The organism is Verrucomicrobiota bacterium, assembly GCA_016871675.1.
Classification (GTDB): domain Bacteria; phylum Verrucomicrobiota; class Verrucomicrobiia; order Limisphaerales; family VHCN01; genus VHCN01.
Window position 1 is genome coordinate 1 of the sequence record VHCN01000018.1, and the last position, 17432, is coordinate 17432.

Annotated in this window: 16 protein-coding genes; 8 read left to right on the plus strand and 8 right to left on the minus strand. The window is 65.7% G+C overall.

Annotated features, from left to right (window positions below; all coding sequences use genetic code 11):
• The 3 genes from FJ386_05980 to FJ386_05990 all read right to left on the minus strand — a co-directional run.
• On the minus strand, positions 1-237 hold a 237-nt coding region (locus FJ386_05980; protein MBM3876252.1), incomplete at its 3' end, for a type II secretion system protein.
• Between the two features lie 36 nt (positions 238-273).
• Complete coding sequence (rnc, locus tag FJ386_05985; GenBank protein ID MBM3876253.1) at positions 274-993, minus strand: ribonuclease III; 720 nt, start codon at positions 991-993, stop codon at positions 274-276.
• A 35-nt stretch (positions 994-1028) separates the two neighbouring features.
• The gene (locus FJ386_05990) at positions 1029-1625 is read right to left on the minus strand and encodes a hypothetical protein (GenBank protein MBM3876254.1); all 597 of its coding nucleotides are present in this window, start codon (positions 1623-1625) and stop codon (positions 1029-1031) included.
• Between the two features lie 87 nt (positions 1626-1712).
• Between FJ386_05990 and FJ386_05995 the strand changes: the two genes are divergently transcribed.
• Together FJ386_05995 and FJ386_06000 are read left to right on the plus strand one after the other, a co-directional pair.
• Positions 1713-2900: a M24 family metallopeptidase gene (locus FJ386_05995; protein ID MBM3876255.1), complete on the plus strand. Its 1188-nt coding sequence runs from the start codon at positions 1713-1715 to the stop codon at positions 2898-2900.
• 24 nt (positions 2901-2924) lie between these two features.
• Positions 2925-3509: a hypothetical protein gene (locus tag FJ386_06000; protein MBM3876256.1), complete on the plus strand. Its 585-nt coding sequence runs from the start codon at positions 2925-2927 to the stop codon at positions 3507-3509.
• A 24-nt stretch (positions 3510-3533) separates the two neighbouring features.
• Here FJ386_06000 and FJ386_06005 read toward each other — a convergent pair whose 3' ends face one another.
• Positions 3534-4040, minus strand: coding sequence for a MarR family transcriptional regulator (locus tag FJ386_06005; protein ID MBM3876257.1), 507 nt, complete (start codon positions 4038-4040; stop codon positions 3534-3536).
• Positions 4041-4204: 164 nt separating this feature from the next.
• On the opposite strand from FJ386_06005, the gene FJ386_06010 reads away from it, so the two are divergent.
• The 5 genes from FJ386_06010 to FJ386_06030 all read left to right on the plus strand — a co-directional run bounded on the left by FJ386_06010 (position 4205) and on the right by FJ386_06030 (position 12370).
• A complete protein-coding gene (locus FJ386_06010; protein ID MBM3876258.1) occupies positions 4205-6532 on the plus strand; it encodes a hypothetical protein in 2328 nt (775 codons plus the stop codon).
• A 34-nt stretch (positions 6533-6566) separates the two neighbouring features.
• Positions 6567-8189, plus strand: coding sequence for a pyrrolo-quinoline quinone (locus tag FJ386_06015; GenBank protein ID MBM3876259.1), 1623 nt, complete (start codon positions 6567-6569; stop codon positions 8187-8189).
• A 44-nt stretch (positions 8190-8233) separates the two neighbouring features.
• Entirely contained in the window at positions 8234-9313 is a 1080-nt protein-coding gene (locus FJ386_06020) for an AMP-binding protein (protein ID MBM3876260.1), read from the plus strand.
• Between the two features lie 351 nt (positions 9314-9664).
• Entirely contained in the window at positions 9665-11098 is a 1434-nt protein-coding gene (locus FJ386_06025; GenBank protein ID MBM3876261.1) for an aldehyde dehydrogenase, read from the plus strand.
• An 87-nt stretch (positions 11099-11185) separates the two neighbouring features.
• Entirely contained in the window at positions 11186-12370 is a 1185-nt protein-coding gene (locus tag FJ386_06030) for an iron-containing alcohol dehydrogenase (GenBank protein MBM3876262.1), read from the plus strand.
• Positions 12371-12403: 33 nt separating this feature from the next.
• Here FJ386_06030 and FJ386_06035 read toward each other — a convergent pair whose 3' ends face one another.
• Genes FJ386_06035 through FJ386_06045 form a run of 3 tightly spaced genes read right to left on the minus strand, consistent with a single transcriptional unit; the run spans position 12404 to position 14957 of the window.
• A complete protein-coding gene (locus FJ386_06035; GenBank protein MBM3876263.1) occupies positions 12404-13369 on the minus strand; it encodes a glycosyltransferase family 2 protein in 966 nt (321 codons plus the stop codon).
• Positions 13174-14346: a glycosyltransferase family 4 protein gene (locus FJ386_06040; protein ID MBM3876264.1), complete on the minus strand. Its 1173-nt coding sequence runs from the start codon at positions 14344-14346 to the stop codon at positions 13174-13176. Before FJ386_06040 ends, FJ386_06035 begins: the two co-directional genes overlap by 196 nt.
• A complete protein-coding gene (locus FJ386_06045; GenBank protein ID MBM3876265.1) occupies positions 14253-14957 on the minus strand; it encodes a class I SAM-dependent methyltransferase in 705 nt (234 codons plus the stop codon). The genes FJ386_06040 and FJ386_06045 overlap by 94 nt, the downstream gene beginning before the upstream one ends.
• A gap of 119 nt (positions 14958-15076) precedes the next feature.
• Between FJ386_06045 and FJ386_06050 the strand changes: the two genes are divergently transcribed.
• On the plus strand, positions 15077-15940 hold the full coding sequence (locus FJ386_06050) for a hypothetical protein (protein ID MBM3876266.1): 864 nt from the start codon (positions 15077-15079) through the stop codon (positions 15938-15940).
• Positions 15941-15955: 15 nt separating this feature from the next.
• Here the strand turns inward: FJ386_06050 and FJ386_06055 are convergent, their stop codons facing one another.
• Entirely contained in the window at positions 15956-17428 is a 1473-nt protein-coding gene (locus tag FJ386_06055; protein MBM3876267.1) for a DUF1501 domain-containing protein, read from the minus strand.
• Positions 17429-17432 lie beyond the last annotated feature (4 nt).

A 17432-nucleotide genomic window follows, 5' to 3' on the forward strand; every position in this document is an offset into this window, starting at 1 on the left:
CGGGTCGCTGTTGGAGCCGACGCGCGCCATGCGGCCGGGGACGCTCACGCCGTCGTTGGCATCGGCGTAAAGATGCCCGGCGAGCGCGATTTGCCGCTGGTTGGACATGCACGTCGTGGCGCGCGCCGCGCGTTTGCCCTTGCCGAGCACAGGCAGCAACATCCCCGAAAGCGTGGCGATGATGGCGATCACCACAAGGAGTTCGATGAGCGTGAAGCCGTGGCGCGAAGGTCGCATCAGATGGCAGGGTTGATGGGCGCGGGCCGCCGGTGATCAATCGAGCACGGGGTCGTTCAGTCGTTCGGACCCGTCGCGAAGCGTCTTGAGCGCGTCGAGTGCGGCCGCCGTCTCGGCGAGTTTCTTGCTCCGGCCGCGGCCGCGGCCGAGTTGGATGCTTCGATGCCAGACACTGCACTCGAACACGCGGTCGTGGTCCGGCCCTTCGGCAGACTCGGTGCGATACACGGGCGGTTCGTGGGAGCCGGGCTGGAGGAGTTCCTGAAGTTCGCCCTTGGGGTTGTCGATGGTGGGCAAACCGCCGAGCTGGCCCCAACTGTCCTGCAATTGCTCCAACAGCACGTTCCGCGCAGTTTCGAAATCAGAGTCAAGATACACGGCGCCGATGAGCGCCTCGAAGGTGTCGGCGAGAATCCGCGGCCGGTCGCGGCCGCCGTTGGCGTCCTCGCTCCGGCCCAAAATCAGGTGTTGGCCGAGGCCGAGTAGCAGCGCGAGGCTCGCAAGGGAACGCTCGTTGACCATCTGCGCGCGGGCCTTGGTCAGCGGGCCTTCTTCGAGCCGCGGAAATTTCCGGTAAAGCTCCGACGTGAGCGCAAGGCCGATGACGGAGTCTCCGAGGAATTCAAGCCGCTGGTTGTGCGGGGAGGCGCCGTCGCGCTCGTGCGCGACCGAGGGATGCGTGAGCGCCAGCTTGAGCAACTCCTGGTCGCGGAAGTGATGGCCGAGGCTGGACTGAAGGGCTTCGAGGTCGGGCACGGGCGGGCGGGTGCGGGTGTTGGAGCGGCGTCGGTTCAGGCGGGCGAAACGGCCGCGGCGGGCGTGGCTTCGGGCGACTCGGGGACCGCCGCCGTCACCTCCGCGGGAACGGGCGCGGCCGGTTCGTCGCGCTGTGCCATGAGGCTTGCGACCTGGCGCTGGACGTCTTGCAACTGGTCGAGGTGAAGATTCGGATCGGGGATGGTGAACAAGTCGCCGGATTTCGGGTGCTCGTAGTGGAAGACGCGCTGTCCGTTTTCATGCGACTGGGCCGTGACTTTGAGCAGCCGCTTGCGCTCGAGCATGACGGCGAGAATGTAGCAGACGGCGCGGTGCTGCGGATCGTTTTGCGTGGTGAGTTTGCGCAACAGGGTCTCCGCAGTCTCGCGCCGGATCGGATCCGGCGCCGCGGCTGGCGGCGCCTCGTAGATGCCCTGCCAGTGGGAGATGAAGCCCTTGCGGTCGGCCGCGCCCTGGCTGAACTGCCGCGTCCAGCACGGCTCGCAAATGTCCTGCCGCCGATACTCGCTCTGCGCGTCGTAAAGCAGCGTGTGGTAAGGCTGGGCGTCGGCAAACGGCAGCTCGCAGGCCTGGCAGGCGTGGGCGCGGGCTTGGAGATTCCAGTCGTTCATCAGGCTTGTGTCGCGCGCGGACGCGCTTAGGATGCGGACATTATTGCGATCGGCCTCCCGCGCGCAATCCCATTCAGGCCCGTCCGGATGCGGCCAGCCATCCGACCGCTGCGGAGCCGGGACGTTCGAAGCTCGCGCCCGGCCGAGGTTCACGCGTCACAACCCGACGCCCCAACGATGAAGTCCGAACTCGCCCGCAAGCTCTCGCAAGTCCGCTCACTGCTGCGGCTTCATCGGGCTGGAGCCGCGCTGATCGGTTTGCAACCCAACTTCTCGTGGCTCGCGTGCGGCGGCGAGGCGCACATCCCGTTGAACAGCGACCGCTCGTTCGGCCAGTTGATCGTCACACCGCGCGGGTTTTTCGTCTTCGCGAACCGCATCGAGATGCAGTGCCTTCTCGACGAAGTCGTGGCCGGCCTCGGCGCAATGCCGCTGCTCGCGGAATGGCACGACAACGCGGGCGCACTCAAGTTGCTCCGAAGCGTGGCCGATCCGCGGGAAATGATCTCGGATTGCGGCGAGTGGGGCACGCGCGCGCGTCCGGAACTATTCGCGCCGCTGCGCTGGTCGTTGCAGGACGCGGAAGTGAAACGCTACCGTGCGGTCGGGCGCGACGCCGAGGCCGCGATGAACGAGGCATGCCGCGCCTTGCAGCCGGGCCGCACGGAGTTCCAAATCGCGGGCGAGTTCGCCGCGCGTTGCTGGGACCGGAGCCTCACGCCCATCGTCGTGCTCGTTGCGACTGACGAGCGCATCCGCATGTATCGCCATCCCCGGCCGACGGCGAAGCGGCTGCGGCGACACGCGATGTTGATTCTCTGCGCGCGCCGACACGGGCTGATCGTGGCGCTCACGCGCATCGTGCACTTCGGCCGGCTGCCGGCGGACCTGCGGCGGCGCCACGACGCGGTCTGCGCCGTCGATGCGGCGCTGCACCTCGCCACACGAGTGGGAGCGCACGTCCGCGAGGTTTTCCGGCGCGGAGTCGAGGCTTACGCGGAACAGGGCTTCGCAGACGAGTGGCACCTGCACCACCAGGGCGGACCGTGCGGTTACCAAGGGCGTGATTATCTCGGGGGGCCGTCGGTCACGGGTGAAGTGCTCGTCAACCAGCCTTTCGCCTGGAATCCCTCGATCACCGGCACGAAGAGCGAGGACACGATACTCGCGACCCCAAACGGGCCCGTGGTCGTCACAGCCGCGCAAGATTGGCCGATGGTCCCGGTCTCCACGGGCGGCAAGTCGTGGACGCGCCCGGACATCCTGGTGCGATAACGCATCGAACCTCCATCGACGCGGATGAGCCTCGCCAGTTTCATCTCGAAGATCACAGGGATCGTCTGCCTGCGCGACCGGCTGCCCCATCCGCGCGGCGCGATCACGCTTGAACTGAAGGGCTACTCGCAGGTGGATGACTTCAGTTGCGGTGCCGTGGCCGGCTGGACGGTCGTGGAGGCGTTTGATGCGAGGCGGAGTTTCCGCAAATTCTACGACGACGCGGCGCCGCACCCGAAGCGCGGCGTCTCCACGCCGCGGTTGGCGCGCGCGTTGCGCGAGCACGGGCTGGGCGTGATCCAGTTACGACACCGGATTTCGTTTGGACGGCTGCGGCGCGCGATTGATGCGGGCTTCCCGGTCGTGTGCTGCGTGGACCACGACAAGCGCGACGGCGACCAGCACTGGCTCGTGGCGTATGGCTACCAGTCGCGGCCGGCGCGGGTGTTTGTGGCGGGGAATGGCTGGCTTCACCTTCTTGGCTCAAGCCTCGTCGGCGAGCACGTGCTTTCACGCCGCCGCTTCGAGAGGATGCGCGTTACAGGCGCGCTCGTCTGCCACAGCTACGCCCGGGATGGCGCGGAGTTGGGCCTGCCTCAAACACGCTGACACCGCCCGCCACGCGGACGCGGATCAATTCCCCCGGCGCGGCGAACATATGGCGGCAACCCGGCAGGCGTCGGCCACGACCGCAAGGCGCGCGAGAAAACTCTCCCGTTCGGACACGGGCAGCACGGAAAGCACTTGAGCCTGCAACTCGATGGCGATGCTGCGGAGTTGCTCGTATTTTCTGCGGCCCGCGGGCTTGGCGCGGAGCCGGTAGGCGCGCTTGTCCGTCTCGTGCGGCTTGCGATCCACCCAGCCGGCCTGCTGCATGCGCGACACAAGCGACGCGATGGTGTTGGGGTCGCTGGACATCGCGCGCGTCAGGTCGCCCTGCGTCATGCCCTTGGCGTCGCCCTCGATGAGGCAGCGCAGCGCGGTGAACTGGTCAGGCGTGGCGCCGGTGTGGTGGATTCGGCGGCGGAAGGCCTGGTTGAGCCCATACCAGGCGCGGCGAAGCAGCGGCGGAATCCGCCGGCGTTCGGGTGAGTCGATGGGCAGGGCATCCACGGATGCTGAATAGTCGCGGTCAGGCATAAGTCAACAAGTGCAGGCGCGATGATACGTGTAGGTAGTAACTGGTTGCAATCCTTTTGCCGCGGCCTGATAGTCCGCCGCAGCCGGCCGGGAAAAAAGTTGTCAGCCTGCGGTGGTTTGGACAGCCTGCCGGTTCGCTGCGCCACCTACGAACCGAATCCCACATGAACAGGACCTTGCCGCCCGCCCTCGCCGCCGCTGGATTGATCATCGCCGGGGCCCTCGGCCCGGCCCGGTGCGAAGCGCAGGCCGCGCGAGGCTGGCTCGCATGGCGCGGGCCAAACCAGAACGGAACTTCCGCCGAGAAAAATCTCCCCGCCTCCATCGACCCGAAGAAGCCGCTGTGGACGGCGGACTTCCCCGGCCAGTCCGCGCCGGTCATCGCGAATGGCAGGCTCTACATCATGGGCTACCTCGGCGAGGGTGCCGAGTTGCAGGAGGGGGTCGCGTGCTTTGACGCGGAGACGGGACGGAAGCTGTGGGAGAAGCGGCACACGGACTTTCTCAGCGACACCATCTATCTCCGCTACGCGACGAGCAGCCCGGCGGTGGACCCGGAGACCGGCAATGTCTACTCGCTCGGCACGCAGGGGATACTCGCGGCGCACACGGCCGACGGCAGGGACCTGTGGAGCTACTCGATGATGGAGTCGTTCGGCCGGCTCACCTTTCCGAACAGCCGCACGGCGTCGCCGGTGATTGATCGCGACCTTGTCATCGTGCGCGGCATCACCTCGAACTGGGGCAATCAAGGCGCGGCGGGCGACCGGCTCTACGGCTTCGACAAAAAGACCGGCCAGGTCGTGTGGGCTTCGTGGTCCGGCGAGCGGCCGAAGGACAACTCCTTCTCGCACCCGTATCTCACATGGTTCCGCGGCAAGCGCGTTTATGTCACGGCCACGGGCGATGGAAACGTCTTCTGCGCCAACGCCCGCACCGGCGAGCCGCTGTGGCGCGTGCCGCTGTTCGCCTCGGGCATCAACGCCACGGTGCTGGTGCACAATGACGACAAGGTCGTGGCCATCTACGGCACGCCTTACGAACCCGGCCAGATGGTTTGCGTGAAGATTCCCGACGTCGAGCCGGCTTCCGCGACGAATGCGCCCGTGGTCGTCGAACGGCAGACCGTCCAGCTTTGGGCGACCGACAAGATCAGCACATCCACGAGTCACCCGATCCTCGTCGGCGACCGCATCTACGTGGTTGCGGAAAAGGGCGACCTCTTCTGCGTGGACGTGAACACGGGCAGGATTTTCTGGAGCCTCAAACTCGGCATCGAGCAACGCAACGCCGGGCTGGTTCACGCCGACGGAAAACTCTATGTGCCGATGCTTGACGACCCCGCGAGCAAGGCGGCGGGAGATTCCGAGGCGGGCACCACGGGCGCGTTCTACATCATCCAGCCGTCGGACAAGGAGGGGAAGATCCTCTCGCACGTGCCGCTCGACGGCCGGTGCTTCGGCACGCCGTCGGTCTTCAACGGCAAGATTTACATGCAGACGACGCGCAAACTTTACTGCTTCGGCAAGACGGGAAACAACCCCGGCCTCGCACCCGAGCCCCCGCCCGAGAAGTGGCCGGTTCCAGGCCCCGCCACGCAATTGCAGGCGGTTCCCGCCGAGGTCGTGTTGCATCCCGGTGAGACGGCGGCCTTTCGCGTCCGATCGCTCGACAGGAACGGCTTCGTTGTGCAGGACAACCTCGACCCGAAGTCCGTGAGCTGGACCAATTACATCCCGCCGACCGCGCGCGTGCGGTCACTGATGAAAGGTTCGTTCAACGCCGCAGGGCAACTCGTCGCCGGGAAAGATGTCACACCGAGCGCCGGCGCCTTCATGGGCACCCTGGGCAACCTCCACGGAACCATCCGCGGCCGCGTGCTGCCCGGGCTCCCGATCCGTGAGGACTTCGAGACGTTTGCCCTCATCGAAAAACACGAGACCGAGGAAGGCGTGAACTTCGCGTATCCACCGCTGCCGTGGATTGGACCGCGATTCAAGTTCGAGGTCCGGCAGGCCGGCGACACGAAGGCCCTCGTCAAGGCCATCGACAACAAGTTTTTCCAGCGTGCGACGGTCTTTCTCGGCGAGCCGACCATGAAGAACTACACCGTGCAGACCGAAGTGATGAGCGAAGGCCGGCCGCGCAAGATGTCGGAGGTCGGCCAGGTCAACCAGCGCTATCTCATTTTGCTCAAGGGCAACTCGCAGGAAATGGAGATCAACTCCAACCAGGAACGCCTCAAGGTCGCCACGTCCTTCGCGTGGAAACCGAACCAGTGGTATGTGCTCAAGTCGCGCGTGGACTTGAAGCCCGACGGTTCCGGCATCGTCCGCGCCAAGGCCTGGCCTCGCGGCGAGCCCGAGCCCGCGGCGTGGACGCTCGAAGTCCCGCACAAGATCGCGCACACCAGCGGCTGCCCCGGGCTCTACGGATTCGCACCGCAGGACATGCGCGTGTTCATCGACAACATCAGCGTCACCGCCAACTAGGTTCGGGGCGTCCACCACTCCGCATTCACCAGCCATGAAATCATCCGCACTCATCATCGCCACACTCGTGTTCGTCGCGGGAGCCAGCGCACAGGATTGGACCCAATGGGGCGGCTCGCAGCATCGCAACATGTATTCGCCCGCAAAGGGCCTGCCCGGAATCTTCGACCCCGGCAAGATGAAGAAGAACAGCGACGACGTGGACCTCGCCGGGGCGAAGAACGTCAAGTGGGTCGCCAAGCTCGGTTCGCAGACCTACGGCAACGTCACCGTCGCCAACGGCCGGGTTTACATCGGCACCAACAACGATTCGCCACGCGATCCGCGGCACCTCGGCGACCGGTCCGTCCTCTATTGCCTCGACGAGAAGACCGGCGCTCTCATCTGGCAACTCGTCTGCCCCAAGCTCAAGTCCGGCAAGGTCAACGACTGGGAACGCCTTGGCATTCTCTCTTCCTCCACCGTCGAGGGAGACCGCATCTACGTCGTCACCAGCCGGTGCGAAGTCCTCTGCCTCGACGTGCAGGGACTCGCCAACGGCAACGACGGCCCTTACAAGGACGAGGCGAAGTATGCGGTGCTCGACACCGTCGGCGCCGACGGCAAACCCCTCGCGCCCGTCGAACCCGGACCGAAGGACGCGGACATCATCTGGCGATACGACATGATGGATGACCTTGGCGTCTTCCCGCACAACGCCTCGAACTGCAACATCCTTATCATCGGGGACATCATTTACGTTTGCACTTCCAACGGTCAGGACTGGTCGCACGTCAACATCCCCGCGCCGCTCTCCCCAAGCTTCGTCGCGCTCAACAAGAAGACCGGTGAACTTGTCGGCGAAGACGACGCAGGCATCAGCAAGCGCATCTTCCACGGGCAATGGAGCTCGCCCTCGACCGGCAGGGTCAACGGCCGCGACCTCGTCTTCTACGGCGGCGGCGACGGCTGGTGCTACGCGTTCGATGCCAGGCCCGTGAAGCAGGGCGAAACAAGCTTCCTCAAGACCGTTTGGAAGTTCGACTGCAACCCCCCCGAATACAAGACCGACAAGGACGGCAAGCCGTGGAAGTATCCCGCCGCCGAGGGCCCGAGCGAGATCATCGCCACACCGGTCTTCTACAAGAACCGCGTCTACATCGCCACGGGGCAGGACCCGGAGCATGGCGAAGGCGTCGGCCACCTCGTCTGTCTGGACGCCACGCAGACCGGCGAAATCAAGAAGCCGGTCTGGAGCTTCAAGGGCATCAAGCGGAGCATGTCCTCTGTGTCCATCGATCCCGCCACGGGGTTGCTCTTCGTGGGCGACTTCTCCGGCTTCGTCTATTGCCTCGACGCGGAGACCGGCCAGCATCACTGGACCTACGACATGAAGGCCCATCTTTGGGGCAGCACGCTCGTGGCCGATGGCAAGGTTTACATCGGCGATGAAGACGGCGACTTCGTGGTGCTCGCCGCGAACAAGGGCGTGCCTGTGCCCGCAAAGTCCCAGAAGAAGGGCGGCCCAGCCATCATGGCTCAAGTCATCAGCCAGACCAACCTCCTCGCGCCCATTTACTCCACGCCCATCGTCGCGAACGGCGTCATTTACCTTTCGACCCAATCCCACTTGTTTGCCCTCCACGACTCCGCCAAGGCCAACGCGCCCAAGCCGTAGTCGCGCACCGCTGCCGCATTTCTCCAAACCCGCACTCGCACCTCATGGCAACAACCGACTCCAACAACCTCATCCACCAGGCCCAGGCCCAACTCGACTCCCACCTCCGCGACATCCTTGCATGGCATTTCAGCCCCGACACCGGTTGCCCCTACTGGCTCGACTGGGCGAAGAAGAACTTCGACCCCCGCCACGAAGTGAAGTGCATGGCCGACATGCTCAAGTTCCCGCACTTCCAGGACGAGGCACTGCGTGACCTCGAGCCCGAGGTGTGGGTGCCCGCAGCCTTCAAGGGCAAGCCTTACAACATTTTCGAAACCGGCGGCACCACCGGCATGCCCAAGCAGCGCATCGGCTGGAACGACTACAAGACCGACTACGAGGAATTCAGCGGGAAGGTCAACGACGAGCATTTCCCGCGCGGCAAGGCGTGGATCATGGTCGGCCCCACCGGCCCGCGCCGGCTTCGCCTCGCCATCGAGCACCTCGCCAACTTCCGCGGCAGCTCGTGCTACTTCGTGGACCTCGACCCGCGCTTCGTGAAGCTCGTGCTCGCGAACAAGCAGTTCGACGTCGCCAAGCAATACATGGCCCACGTCGTCAATCAGGCCGTCACCATCATGAAGCACCGCAAGATCAGCGGCCTCTTCACAACGCCCAAGCTCCTCGAGGCACTCGCCGAGCAGGTGAATCTCTTCGAGCTTGGCATCCGCGGTGTCTTCTGCGGCGGCACCTCCATGTCGCCGCAATACGTCCGCTTCCTCATCGAGGAAGTGCTCGAGAACAAGATCGGTTTCTACCCGACCTACGGCAACACGCTCATGGGCCTCGCCGCCAGCGTGCCCATCACGAAGGAGGACAACTACTCCGTCACCTACTACGCGCCGCAGCCGCGCGCTTCGCTGCGCATCGTGAATCCCAAGCAGACCGGCCAGACCGTCGGCTACGGCGAATGGGGACGCGTGGAGCTCACCACGCTCACGAAGGAGTTCTTCATGCCGCGCTTCCTCGAGCGCGACGAGGCCATCCGCCGCCAACCGCGCGCGCCGTATGCGTGGGACGGTGTCGGCGACGTGCGGCCCTTTGGCGCGATGGAGAAGACCATTGTTGAGGGCGTTTACTGAAATGCCCTTCCACATCAATCGACTCGCAAGACCTGAAGAACGACGCCGGCTACATCGACGTCGTGCTGGAAAACGACCAGCTCCTCCGCGACTACCTGCAATTCCTCGAAGTCAGGGCGTGCCCGCGCGTGCCCACAGGCTCTCCGATCCGGCCCATCCTTCCGACAGCGCCGGCGAGTTCCCCATCAACTTCGCCGAAATCTCCGCCATGACCATCCGCGCCGCGTAGAGCAACCCACGGCACACAGCCCGTCATCGCGACCTGCCCAGCGCGGGAGAACGGCCCAAGGGAGACCACCTCGGATTCAGCAACCCATTCCAAATCACGCACCAACAATCCGACAACAAATCATGACACCCGTCCCCCACATCCCCGCGCTCCGCTTCGGCCGCGCATACGAGAGCCTCGACAAGATCAACGTCCACGACCATCGCACCGGCGAGGTCAGGGCCACCGTCAGCCAGGTCAACAGCGGCATCGTCCGCAAGGACCTCGCGAAAACCCCCACCGCCCGCGCCGCGCTGAAGCGACTCACCACCGCCGAGTTGCTCGACATCTGCGCGCGCGCCGGCGAGCAATTCCTCGAATCCACGCTCCCCCTCGGCGACGGCCACACCCAATCGCCGCAGCAATACCTGGAGACGCTTTCCGCCACGAGCGGACTGACGCACGTCATGGTCCGGCGAAACATGCAGAAGATTTTCCATTCGCTCGCGAACATGAAGACCGTGCTCAACGGCCTCACGCGCGGGCTCGACCGGCACATCCTCGACCGGGGCCACGGCGAGCAGTCCGGCACGCCGTGCAGTTACTACGCCACCACGCAGGCGCTCGGCCTCGTGATGCCGAGCAACTCGCCCGCGGTCAACTCGCTCTGGCTTCCGAGCATCGCGCTCAAGATTCCCGTCGTCCTCAAGCCCGGCCGCGACGAGCCATGGACCCCCTTCCGCCTCCTTCAAGCGTTCATCACCGCCGGCGCGCCCGCGGCGGCGTTCGGCTTCTATCCCACCGACCACGAGGGAGCCGCGACAATCCTCAACGGTTGCGGCCGCGCCCTTGTCTTCGGCGACAAGACGACGATGGCGCATTACACGAACAACCCCGCCATCCAGCTCCACGGCCCCGGCTACAGCAAGATCCTCATCGGCGACGACCAGATCGAGCGCTGGCCCGAGTTCCTCGACGTGATCGTGACCAGCATCATGGAAAACGGCGGCCGCAGTTGCATCAACGCCTCCGCCATCCTCGTCCCAAGATACTCCGCCGAAATCGCCGACGCCCTCGCGCAACGCGTTGGCCCCATCGCCCCTTCCCGCGCCGACGACGAACACGCGCGCCTCTCCGCCTTCGCAAATCCCCGGATGGCCGATGCAATTGACGCGCAGGTCGAAGCCGACTTGAGAATCCCCGGTGCCACCGACGTGACCTCGAAGCACCGCAATGGCGCGCGCAAGGTCGAGTTCGAGGGCGGCACCTATCTGCGCCCGACGATCGTGCACTGCGACTCCTTCGCGCACCCGCTGGCGAACCGCGAGTTCATGTTCCCCTTTGCCAGCGTCACGCAAGTGCCACAATCCGAAATGCTCGCGCGCATCGGCCCGTCACTCTCCGTGAGCGCGATCACCAAGGATCCCGCGTTTACCGCGCAACTCCTCGACTCGCCGCACATCGAGCGGCTCAACCTCGGCCCCGTGTCGACGTTGAAAGTCTCGTGGGACCAGCCGCACGAGGGGAACATGTTCGAGTTCCTCTACAAGCGCCGCAGCATCGAGCGCGGGTGGTGAGAATCCCGCGGAGTGTCGCGCCACTTTCGCGCCGCTTGCGGGTTGAAACTTGAACAATTTAAACTCGCCGCCCGTCACTCAACGCGCATGACACCCTTCGACCACCAGCCGCGCACGCGCCTCATCTTCGGCACCGGCTGCGTGGATCGCGCCGGCGAACTGGCCCGCGAACTCGGTGCGCGCAAGGTCCTCCTCGTCACGGACAGCGGCCTGGTCGCCGCAGGCCACGCGGGCCACGTCCGGGGCGCGATCGAGAAAGCCGGCCTCGGTGTCGCGGTATTCGACAAGGCACTGGAAAACCCCACCGCCCGCTGCGTGGACCAGTGCGCGGCCGTCGCCAGGGACGCGGGCATCGACACGATCATCGGCCTCGGCGGCGGGAGCGCGATGGACACCGCGAAGGGCTGCAATTTCATCCTCACCAACGGCGGCCGGATGCACGACTACTGGGGCCACGGCAAGGCTTCGAAGCCGATGCTGCCGCTCATCGCCATCCCGACCACCGCAGGCACGGGCAGCGAGATGCAGTGTTACGCGCTCATCGCCGACGAGCACACGCACCAGAAGATGGCCTGTGGCGACCCGAAGGCCGCGGCGCGCATCGCCCTCCTCGACCCGTCGCTCACGGTGTCGATGCCCCGGCGCGTCACCGCGTGCACGGGCATCGACGCGATCGCGCACGCCGTCGAGACCGTCGTGACGACGAAACGCAACCCGCTCTCGCTCATGTACTCGCACGAGGCGTTCAAACTCTGCGCCAGCAGCTTTCCACGCGTGATGAAAAACCCAAGGGACATCGAGGCCCGCGGGCGCATGCTTCTCGGCGCCGCCTTCGCGGGCACGGCGATCGAGAATTCCATGCTCGGCATCGCTCACTCCCTCGCCAATCCGCTCACTGCGCACTTCGGCATCGTCCACGGGCAGGCCGTCGGGATGCTGCTTCCGCTCGTGGTGCGCTTCAACGCGAAGGAACCCGCCGCGCTCCATGCCTACGCCGAGCTCGCCTCCTCCGTGGAACTCGCACGCGTGTCCGATGGGCTCGCCTCCGCGCTCGAATCCCTCATCTCGCGCCTCGAATCCCTGCTCAATCTCGCCGGGATGCCGCGCTCGCTCGGCGATTGCGGCGTGGACGCTTCCAAGGTGAAACTCCTCGCCGCGGAGGCCCAGCGCCAGTGGACCGCGCAATTCAATCCCCGCGCGGCGACCCTCGAGGACTTTGTCGGCCTCTACGAGGCGGCGTTCGAGCGGAGAAGCGACGGCGACCTGGTGTAGCCTCGAGCCGGTGCCGACCAGTGCGGCGCGATTTCAGCGCGGGCCGTTGGTATCGCGGATTTCGGTCATTTCCCGCAGCAGCCGATACTTCAACGCCACTTCCGCCGCGGAAAACTTCGCGATGCGCCAGCCCTGCGCGCCGTCGAGAAATCCGCGCTTGAGCACGTAGCCGCGAAACCACCGGAACGCCGCGTGCGTTGACGACGCGAGCCGGCCGCACGACTTGCCGGCCTCGAACTGCGTCTCGGCCCACAGCCGCGCATACTTTTCGCAGCGCGCCCAATGGTCCGCGGCGTCGCGGAACGAGTGATGATACAAGTCGCCCGCGAGCGGGAGCGCCGGGCCGTCGAGTTCGAGGCGCTCGTGGACTTTCCCGCCGGCGAACCGCGCGCGGTCGCGGCGGAACAGCCGCACGAGCCGGTCCGGATACCAGTCGCCGTGGCGGATCCACCTGCCCTCATAAAGAACGCACCGCGGCATCTCATAGCCGCAGACGCCCGCCGGCGGTTCGTTGCGCCGGATGGCTCCGACCTCCTCGCGAAGCAGGGGCGAAAGCTCCTCGTCCGCGTCGATGCTGAACACCCACTCGTTCGCCGCGAGCGACAGCACCATGTTCTTCTGGCCGACATAGCCGAGCCACGCCTGCCGCTCGAACCGCGCGCCACACTCGCGCGCGATGCGCTCCGTGCCATCCGTGCTGCCCGAGTCGAGCACCACGATTTCATCCGCAAGGTCCGCGCAACTCCGCAGGCAGCGCGGGAGATTCTGCTCCTCGTTGAGCGTGATGAGGCAGAAGGAGACTTTCATGCGCGCTTCTCCCGAGTCGCGAGTTCGAGGATGGCAAGTGTTTCCGCGACGTTTCGATCGAGGCCGAGTGCGCCGACGTCCGGGCATGATGCCGGCGCATCCCGTCCGCTCCAATGCATGATGGCGCGCACCAGCGCGGGGATGTCGTCCGGCGTGGGCAGCACCGTGCCATTCACCCCCTCTCGGATCCATTCCGCCGCGCCATTTTGGGAGCAGGTGACAACGGGCAATCCAGCCGCGAGAGCCTCCGCGCAGACATTCGCTGATGGCTCGTAAACGGGCACGAACGCGAACAGATCCGCGGCTGCAAATGCGTGCTCCACGTCGGTCATCGAGCTGGCGAAAATGACGGTGGGCGGACTGCCCGCCGGCGGTGTTCCCTTGCCGACGACGAGGAGCCTTGTCGTGGCGGGCAATGACCGCATCGCCTCGATCAAGTAACGCAGTCCCTTCCGCTCCCACCCCGAGCCGACAAAGAGCAGCAGGAACTCGTCGTCATTCACGCCGAAGCGCGCGCGCGTTTCGGCGCGTTTGCCGCTGCGAAATCGCTCCACGTCCACGCCGTTCCGCACGAGGTGGATTCGTTCCGAGGGAAACTTGAAGTGCTCGAGTATCTCCCGTTTCACCATCTCGGAGTTGACGATGATGCGCCGGGTGTTGGCCGGGTCAAAGGTCTGCGCCTCGATTGCCATCATGTTTCGATGGAACGCGCCCCGGCCGATGAACGGCCGCTTCCACCACGGAGCAAACTGGCGCCGTCGCTCGAGCCACACGCGGTGCACGCCGTCGCCGGCGCGATACACGTCCTGCTTGAGCGTGCGTTCGAGGCTGAACACGCAGTCGAACGATTCGCGCGCCATGGCGTCCTCCACAGCATGGGCAAACCGCGCCGGCTTCTCCGCACGCGAACCGCTTACGGGCACCCGATGAAGCGTCACGCCCCCGGCCGCGCCGTCCCACGACTCGGCAAACAGGTGCGGCTCATGTCCCGCCGAGGCCAGCGCGGTCAGGAGGCGCTGCACATACAACTCCGCGCCGCCCGTCGCGGAAAACTGCCTCCGGATCAGCGCGAGCTTCATTCGTGGTTCTTCCCGGCGCCGGGCGTTCGGGGCGAGCAGTTCCAGATCAGATCGAGCGCGAACAGCGCGCGAATCCGGAAGGGCAGCCATGGAAACACCGGGATGCCCGTGCTGCCGCCGCCGAGCAGGTGGCCGGAGACGGGGTGAATCGCAATCCGGTCGAAGTGCGTCGCGAGCTCCTTGCGGAGCAGCGCGTGCGAATACGAGCGCAAATGTGACGGGTCGGTCTCGAAAGGACTGCCGAGCGCGAACTTAATCCGGTTGCGCAGCCGGAACGCGTTGGGCACCGATCCGATGTGCCGGCCGCCCGGACGCAGCACGCGCGCAATTTCCCCGAGCGCCTTCTGCGGAAATCGCACGTGCTCCATCACCTCGGAGAACACGACCACATCGAACGAAGCGTCCGCGAACGGCAGCGGTTCCACATCGACATCCACCCACCGGCCCTTGAGCCCGAGGCGCTGTTCGAACAACTCGAGCGCGTTCCGGTCCACGTCCACGCCCGTGACGCGATTCCCCGCGGCGAAGTGCTGGGTGAGATTGCCCGCGCGGCAGCCGACCTCGAGCACGTCGCCTCCCGTGCCGACCAGCCGCACAATCGTGTCACGCCGCGCCGCGCCGCCGTAGAAGTAATCGTATTTGCCGCGGCTCTGGTGCGCCTCGTAAAAGGCCGCGACCTGCTCCTTCGGGCTCTGCTGCATGGCGTGATGATTCAACAAGGACCGTGCCGAGGGAAGCCAAACGTCCGCGAAACGGGCCGGCGCGAAACCGCTTTGACCGCTGCCTCCGGTCTGCGATGGTTCGCGCGGTTCACGACGAAATGCCAGCCAGCATCGACCACGAAACGAAGTGGAACGCTGCCGCGTTCGTGGCCGCGATCCTGCCGCTGTTCGCTAGCGCCGCGCTCGCCCAGGGCCAGCCACCCCCGGCTCCCGGCGGCGTGCGCCCAAAGTTGTCGGACGGCGTGTTGTTCATCCCCGCGGGTTTCAAGCCCGGCAACGACGGCGGATTCGAACTCACGCTGCACCTGCACGGCGCCCCGGCCACGGTTGAGAAAAACTTCGTCGCGGCGAAGCGACCCGGTGTGCTCGCCAACGTGACGCTGCCCGGGCTCTCCTCGGTTTACACGGAGCGGTTCAAGGACACGAATGCGTTCTGGCGCGTATTGCGCGACACCGAGTCGGCCGTGAAATCGGCGGCGACAAACCCGGCGGCGCGCGTGGGCCACGTCACGGTCACTTCGTTCAGCGCCGGCTTCGGCGGCGTGCGCGAGATGTTGAAGGATCCCGCCATCTTCGCGCGCATCGATGCAATCGTGATGGCGGACTCGGTTTACGCCGGCTTCACCGGTGACGCCGCGGAGCGAAAGGTGAACCCGGCGAACATGGAGGGATTCGTCCGCTTCGCGCGCGACGCCGCGGAAGGGCGCAAGCAGCTCATCATCTCCCACACGCAACTGCACACGCCGACCTACGCAAGCACGGTCGAGACCGCCGACTACATCGTCGCGCAACTCGGTGGCAAGCGGGAGTTCCTCGATGGCGAAGACTGGCCGGGCGGGCTTCGGTTGCGGTCTCGGTTTGCAAAGGGGTGCCTGGAAATCCTCGGCTTCGCGGGTGACACGGGCGAACACCACATGCAACACCTGCGCCAGCTCGCGGTGTTCCTCGAACGGTTGAAGTGATCCGGCAACGGATCGTCACGCCAGCACGGGCTTCACGATTTGGGCCTCGTGTTCCACGCCGGTGAGGCGGTGATCGAGGCCTTGGAACTTGAACGTGAGCCGGCGATGGTCCACGCCCATCAGGTGCAGGATGGTGCCGTTGAGGTCGCGCAAGTGAACGGGGTTCTCGACGATGTTGTAGCTGAAGTCGTCCGTCTCGCCATAGACCACGCCGCCTTTCACGCCGCCGCCGGCCATCCACATGCAGAAGTTCCGCGGATGATGGTCGCGGCCGTATTGGTCTTTCTTGAGCGTGCCCTGCGAATACACGGTGCGCCCGAACTCGCCGCCCCACACGACGAGCGTGTCCTTCAACAGACCGCGCTCCTTCAAATCCGTGAGCAGCGCGTAGCACGGCTGGTCACTGTCGTTGCACTGGCTCTTGATGTCCTTCGGCAGGTTGCCGTGCTGGTCCCAGCCGCGGTGGAGGACCTGCACCACGCGAACGTCGCGCTCGGCAAGCCGCCGCGCGAGCAGCGCCGCGTGGGCAAAGGTGCCGGGTTTCGTCACCTCGGGGCCGTAGCGTTCGAGGATGGGCTTGGGCTCCTTCGAGAGGTCCACAAGCTCGGGCACGCTCGTCTGCATCCGGAAGGCCATCTCGTATTGCGCGATGCGCGTGAGCGTCTCGGGGTCGTTGTAGCGGTCGTGGTTCAACTGGTTGAGCTTGCCGAGGCCGTCGAGCAGCGCGCGGCGGTTCGCCGGTTCGACACCGGGCGGGTTTTGGACGAAGAGCACCGGGTCGCCGCCGCTGCGGAGCGCGACGCCGTTGTGGCGCGTGGGCAGGAAGCCGCTGTTCCACATGCGCGTGAAAAGCGCCTGCGCCGCCGCGCCGCTGGACCAGCTCGGCGTGAGCACGACGAAGCTGGGCAGGTCGTTGTTTTCGCTGCCGAGCCCGTAGCTGAGCCAAGAGCCGAGGCTCGCGCGGCCGGGCACCTCGCTGCCGGTCATCACGAAGGTGCACGCCGGGTCGTGGTTGATCGCCTCCGTGTGGATGCTGCGGAGGACAGCAAGATCGTCGGCGACCTTCGCCGTCCACGGGAGCAGCTCGCTGACCCACGTGCCGCATTGGCCATGTTGCGCGAACTTGAACATCGAGGGCGCGACCGGCAGGCGCGCCTGGCCGCTGGTCATCGTGGTGATGCGCTGGCCCATGCGGATCGAATCGGGCAAGTCCTTGTCGAAGTTCGCCTCGAGCTTGGGCTTGTAATCCCACATGTCGATCTGCGACGGCCCGCCGTTCATGTGCAGGTAAATCAACCGCCTGGCCTTCGGCGCAATGTGCGGCAAACCGGCGAGCGCGGGATGGACACGGGCGATGCCGTTCTTCTTCGTGGCTGCGGCGAGCGGTGATTCCATCGTCGCGAGCGCGATGGCGCCTGCGCTCAGTCCCGCGCTGCGGAAGAACTGACGGCGCGTGTGATGGGCGAGGTAGTCGTTGAGAGGGCTCATGGGA

Bases quoted from the DNA above. Each gene is read 5' to 3' on its own strand.
- FJ386_06025 (MBM3876261.1), top strand. From the start codon at position 9,665: ATGACACCCGTCCCCCACATCCCCGCGCTCCGCTTCGGCCGCGCATAC.
- FJ386_06000 (MBM3876256.1), top strand. From the start codon at position 2,925: ATGAGCCTCGCCAGTTTCATCTCGAAGATCACAGGGATCGTCTGCCTG.
- FJ386_06050 (MBM3876266.1), top strand. From the start codon at position 15,077: ATGCCAGCCAGCATCGACCACGAAACGAAGTGGAACGCTGCCGCGTTC.
- FJ386_06045 (MBM3876265.1), bottom strand. From the start codon at position 14,957: ATGCAGCAGAGCCCGAAGGAGCAGGTCGCGGCCTTTTACGAGGCGCAC.
- FJ386_06010 (MBM3876258.1), top strand. From the start codon at position 4,205: ATGAACAGGACCTTGCCGCCCGCCCTCGCCGCCGCTGGATTGATCATC.
- FJ386_06040 (MBM3876264.1), bottom strand. From the start codon at position 14,346: ATGGCTGCCCTTCCGGATTCGCGCGCTGTTCGCGCTCGATCTGATCTG.
- FJ386_06035 (MBM3876263.1), bottom strand. From the start codon at position 13,369: ATGGATCCGAGAGGGGGTGAATGGCACGGTGCTGCCCACGCCGGACGA.
- FJ386_06030 (MBM3876262.1), top strand. From the start codon at position 11,186: ATGACACCCTTCGACCACCAGCCGCGCACGCGCCTCATCTTCGGCACC.
- FJ386_05995 (MBM3876255.1), top strand. From the start codon at position 1,713: ATGCGGCCAGCCATCCGACCGCTGCGGAGCCGGGACGTTCGAAGCTCG.
- FJ386_06055 (MBM3876267.1), bottom strand. From the start codon at position 17,428: ATGAGCCCTCTCAACGACTACCTCGCCCATCACACGCGCCGTCAGTTC.
- FJ386_06015 (MBM3876259.1), top strand. From the start codon at position 6,567: ATGAAATCATCCGCACTCATCATCGCCACACTCGTGTTCGTCGCGGGA.
- FJ386_06020 (MBM3876260.1), top strand. From the start codon at position 8,234: ATGGCAACAACCGACTCCAACAACCTCATCCACCAGGCCCAGGCCCAA.
- FJ386_05990 (MBM3876254.1), bottom strand. From the start codon at position 1,625: ATGAACGACTGGAATCTCCAAGCCCGCGCCCACGCCTGCCAGGCCTGC.
- FJ386_06005 (MBM3876257.1), bottom strand. From the start codon at position 4,040: ATGCCTGACCGCGACTATTCAGCATCCGTGGATGCCCTGCCCATCGAC.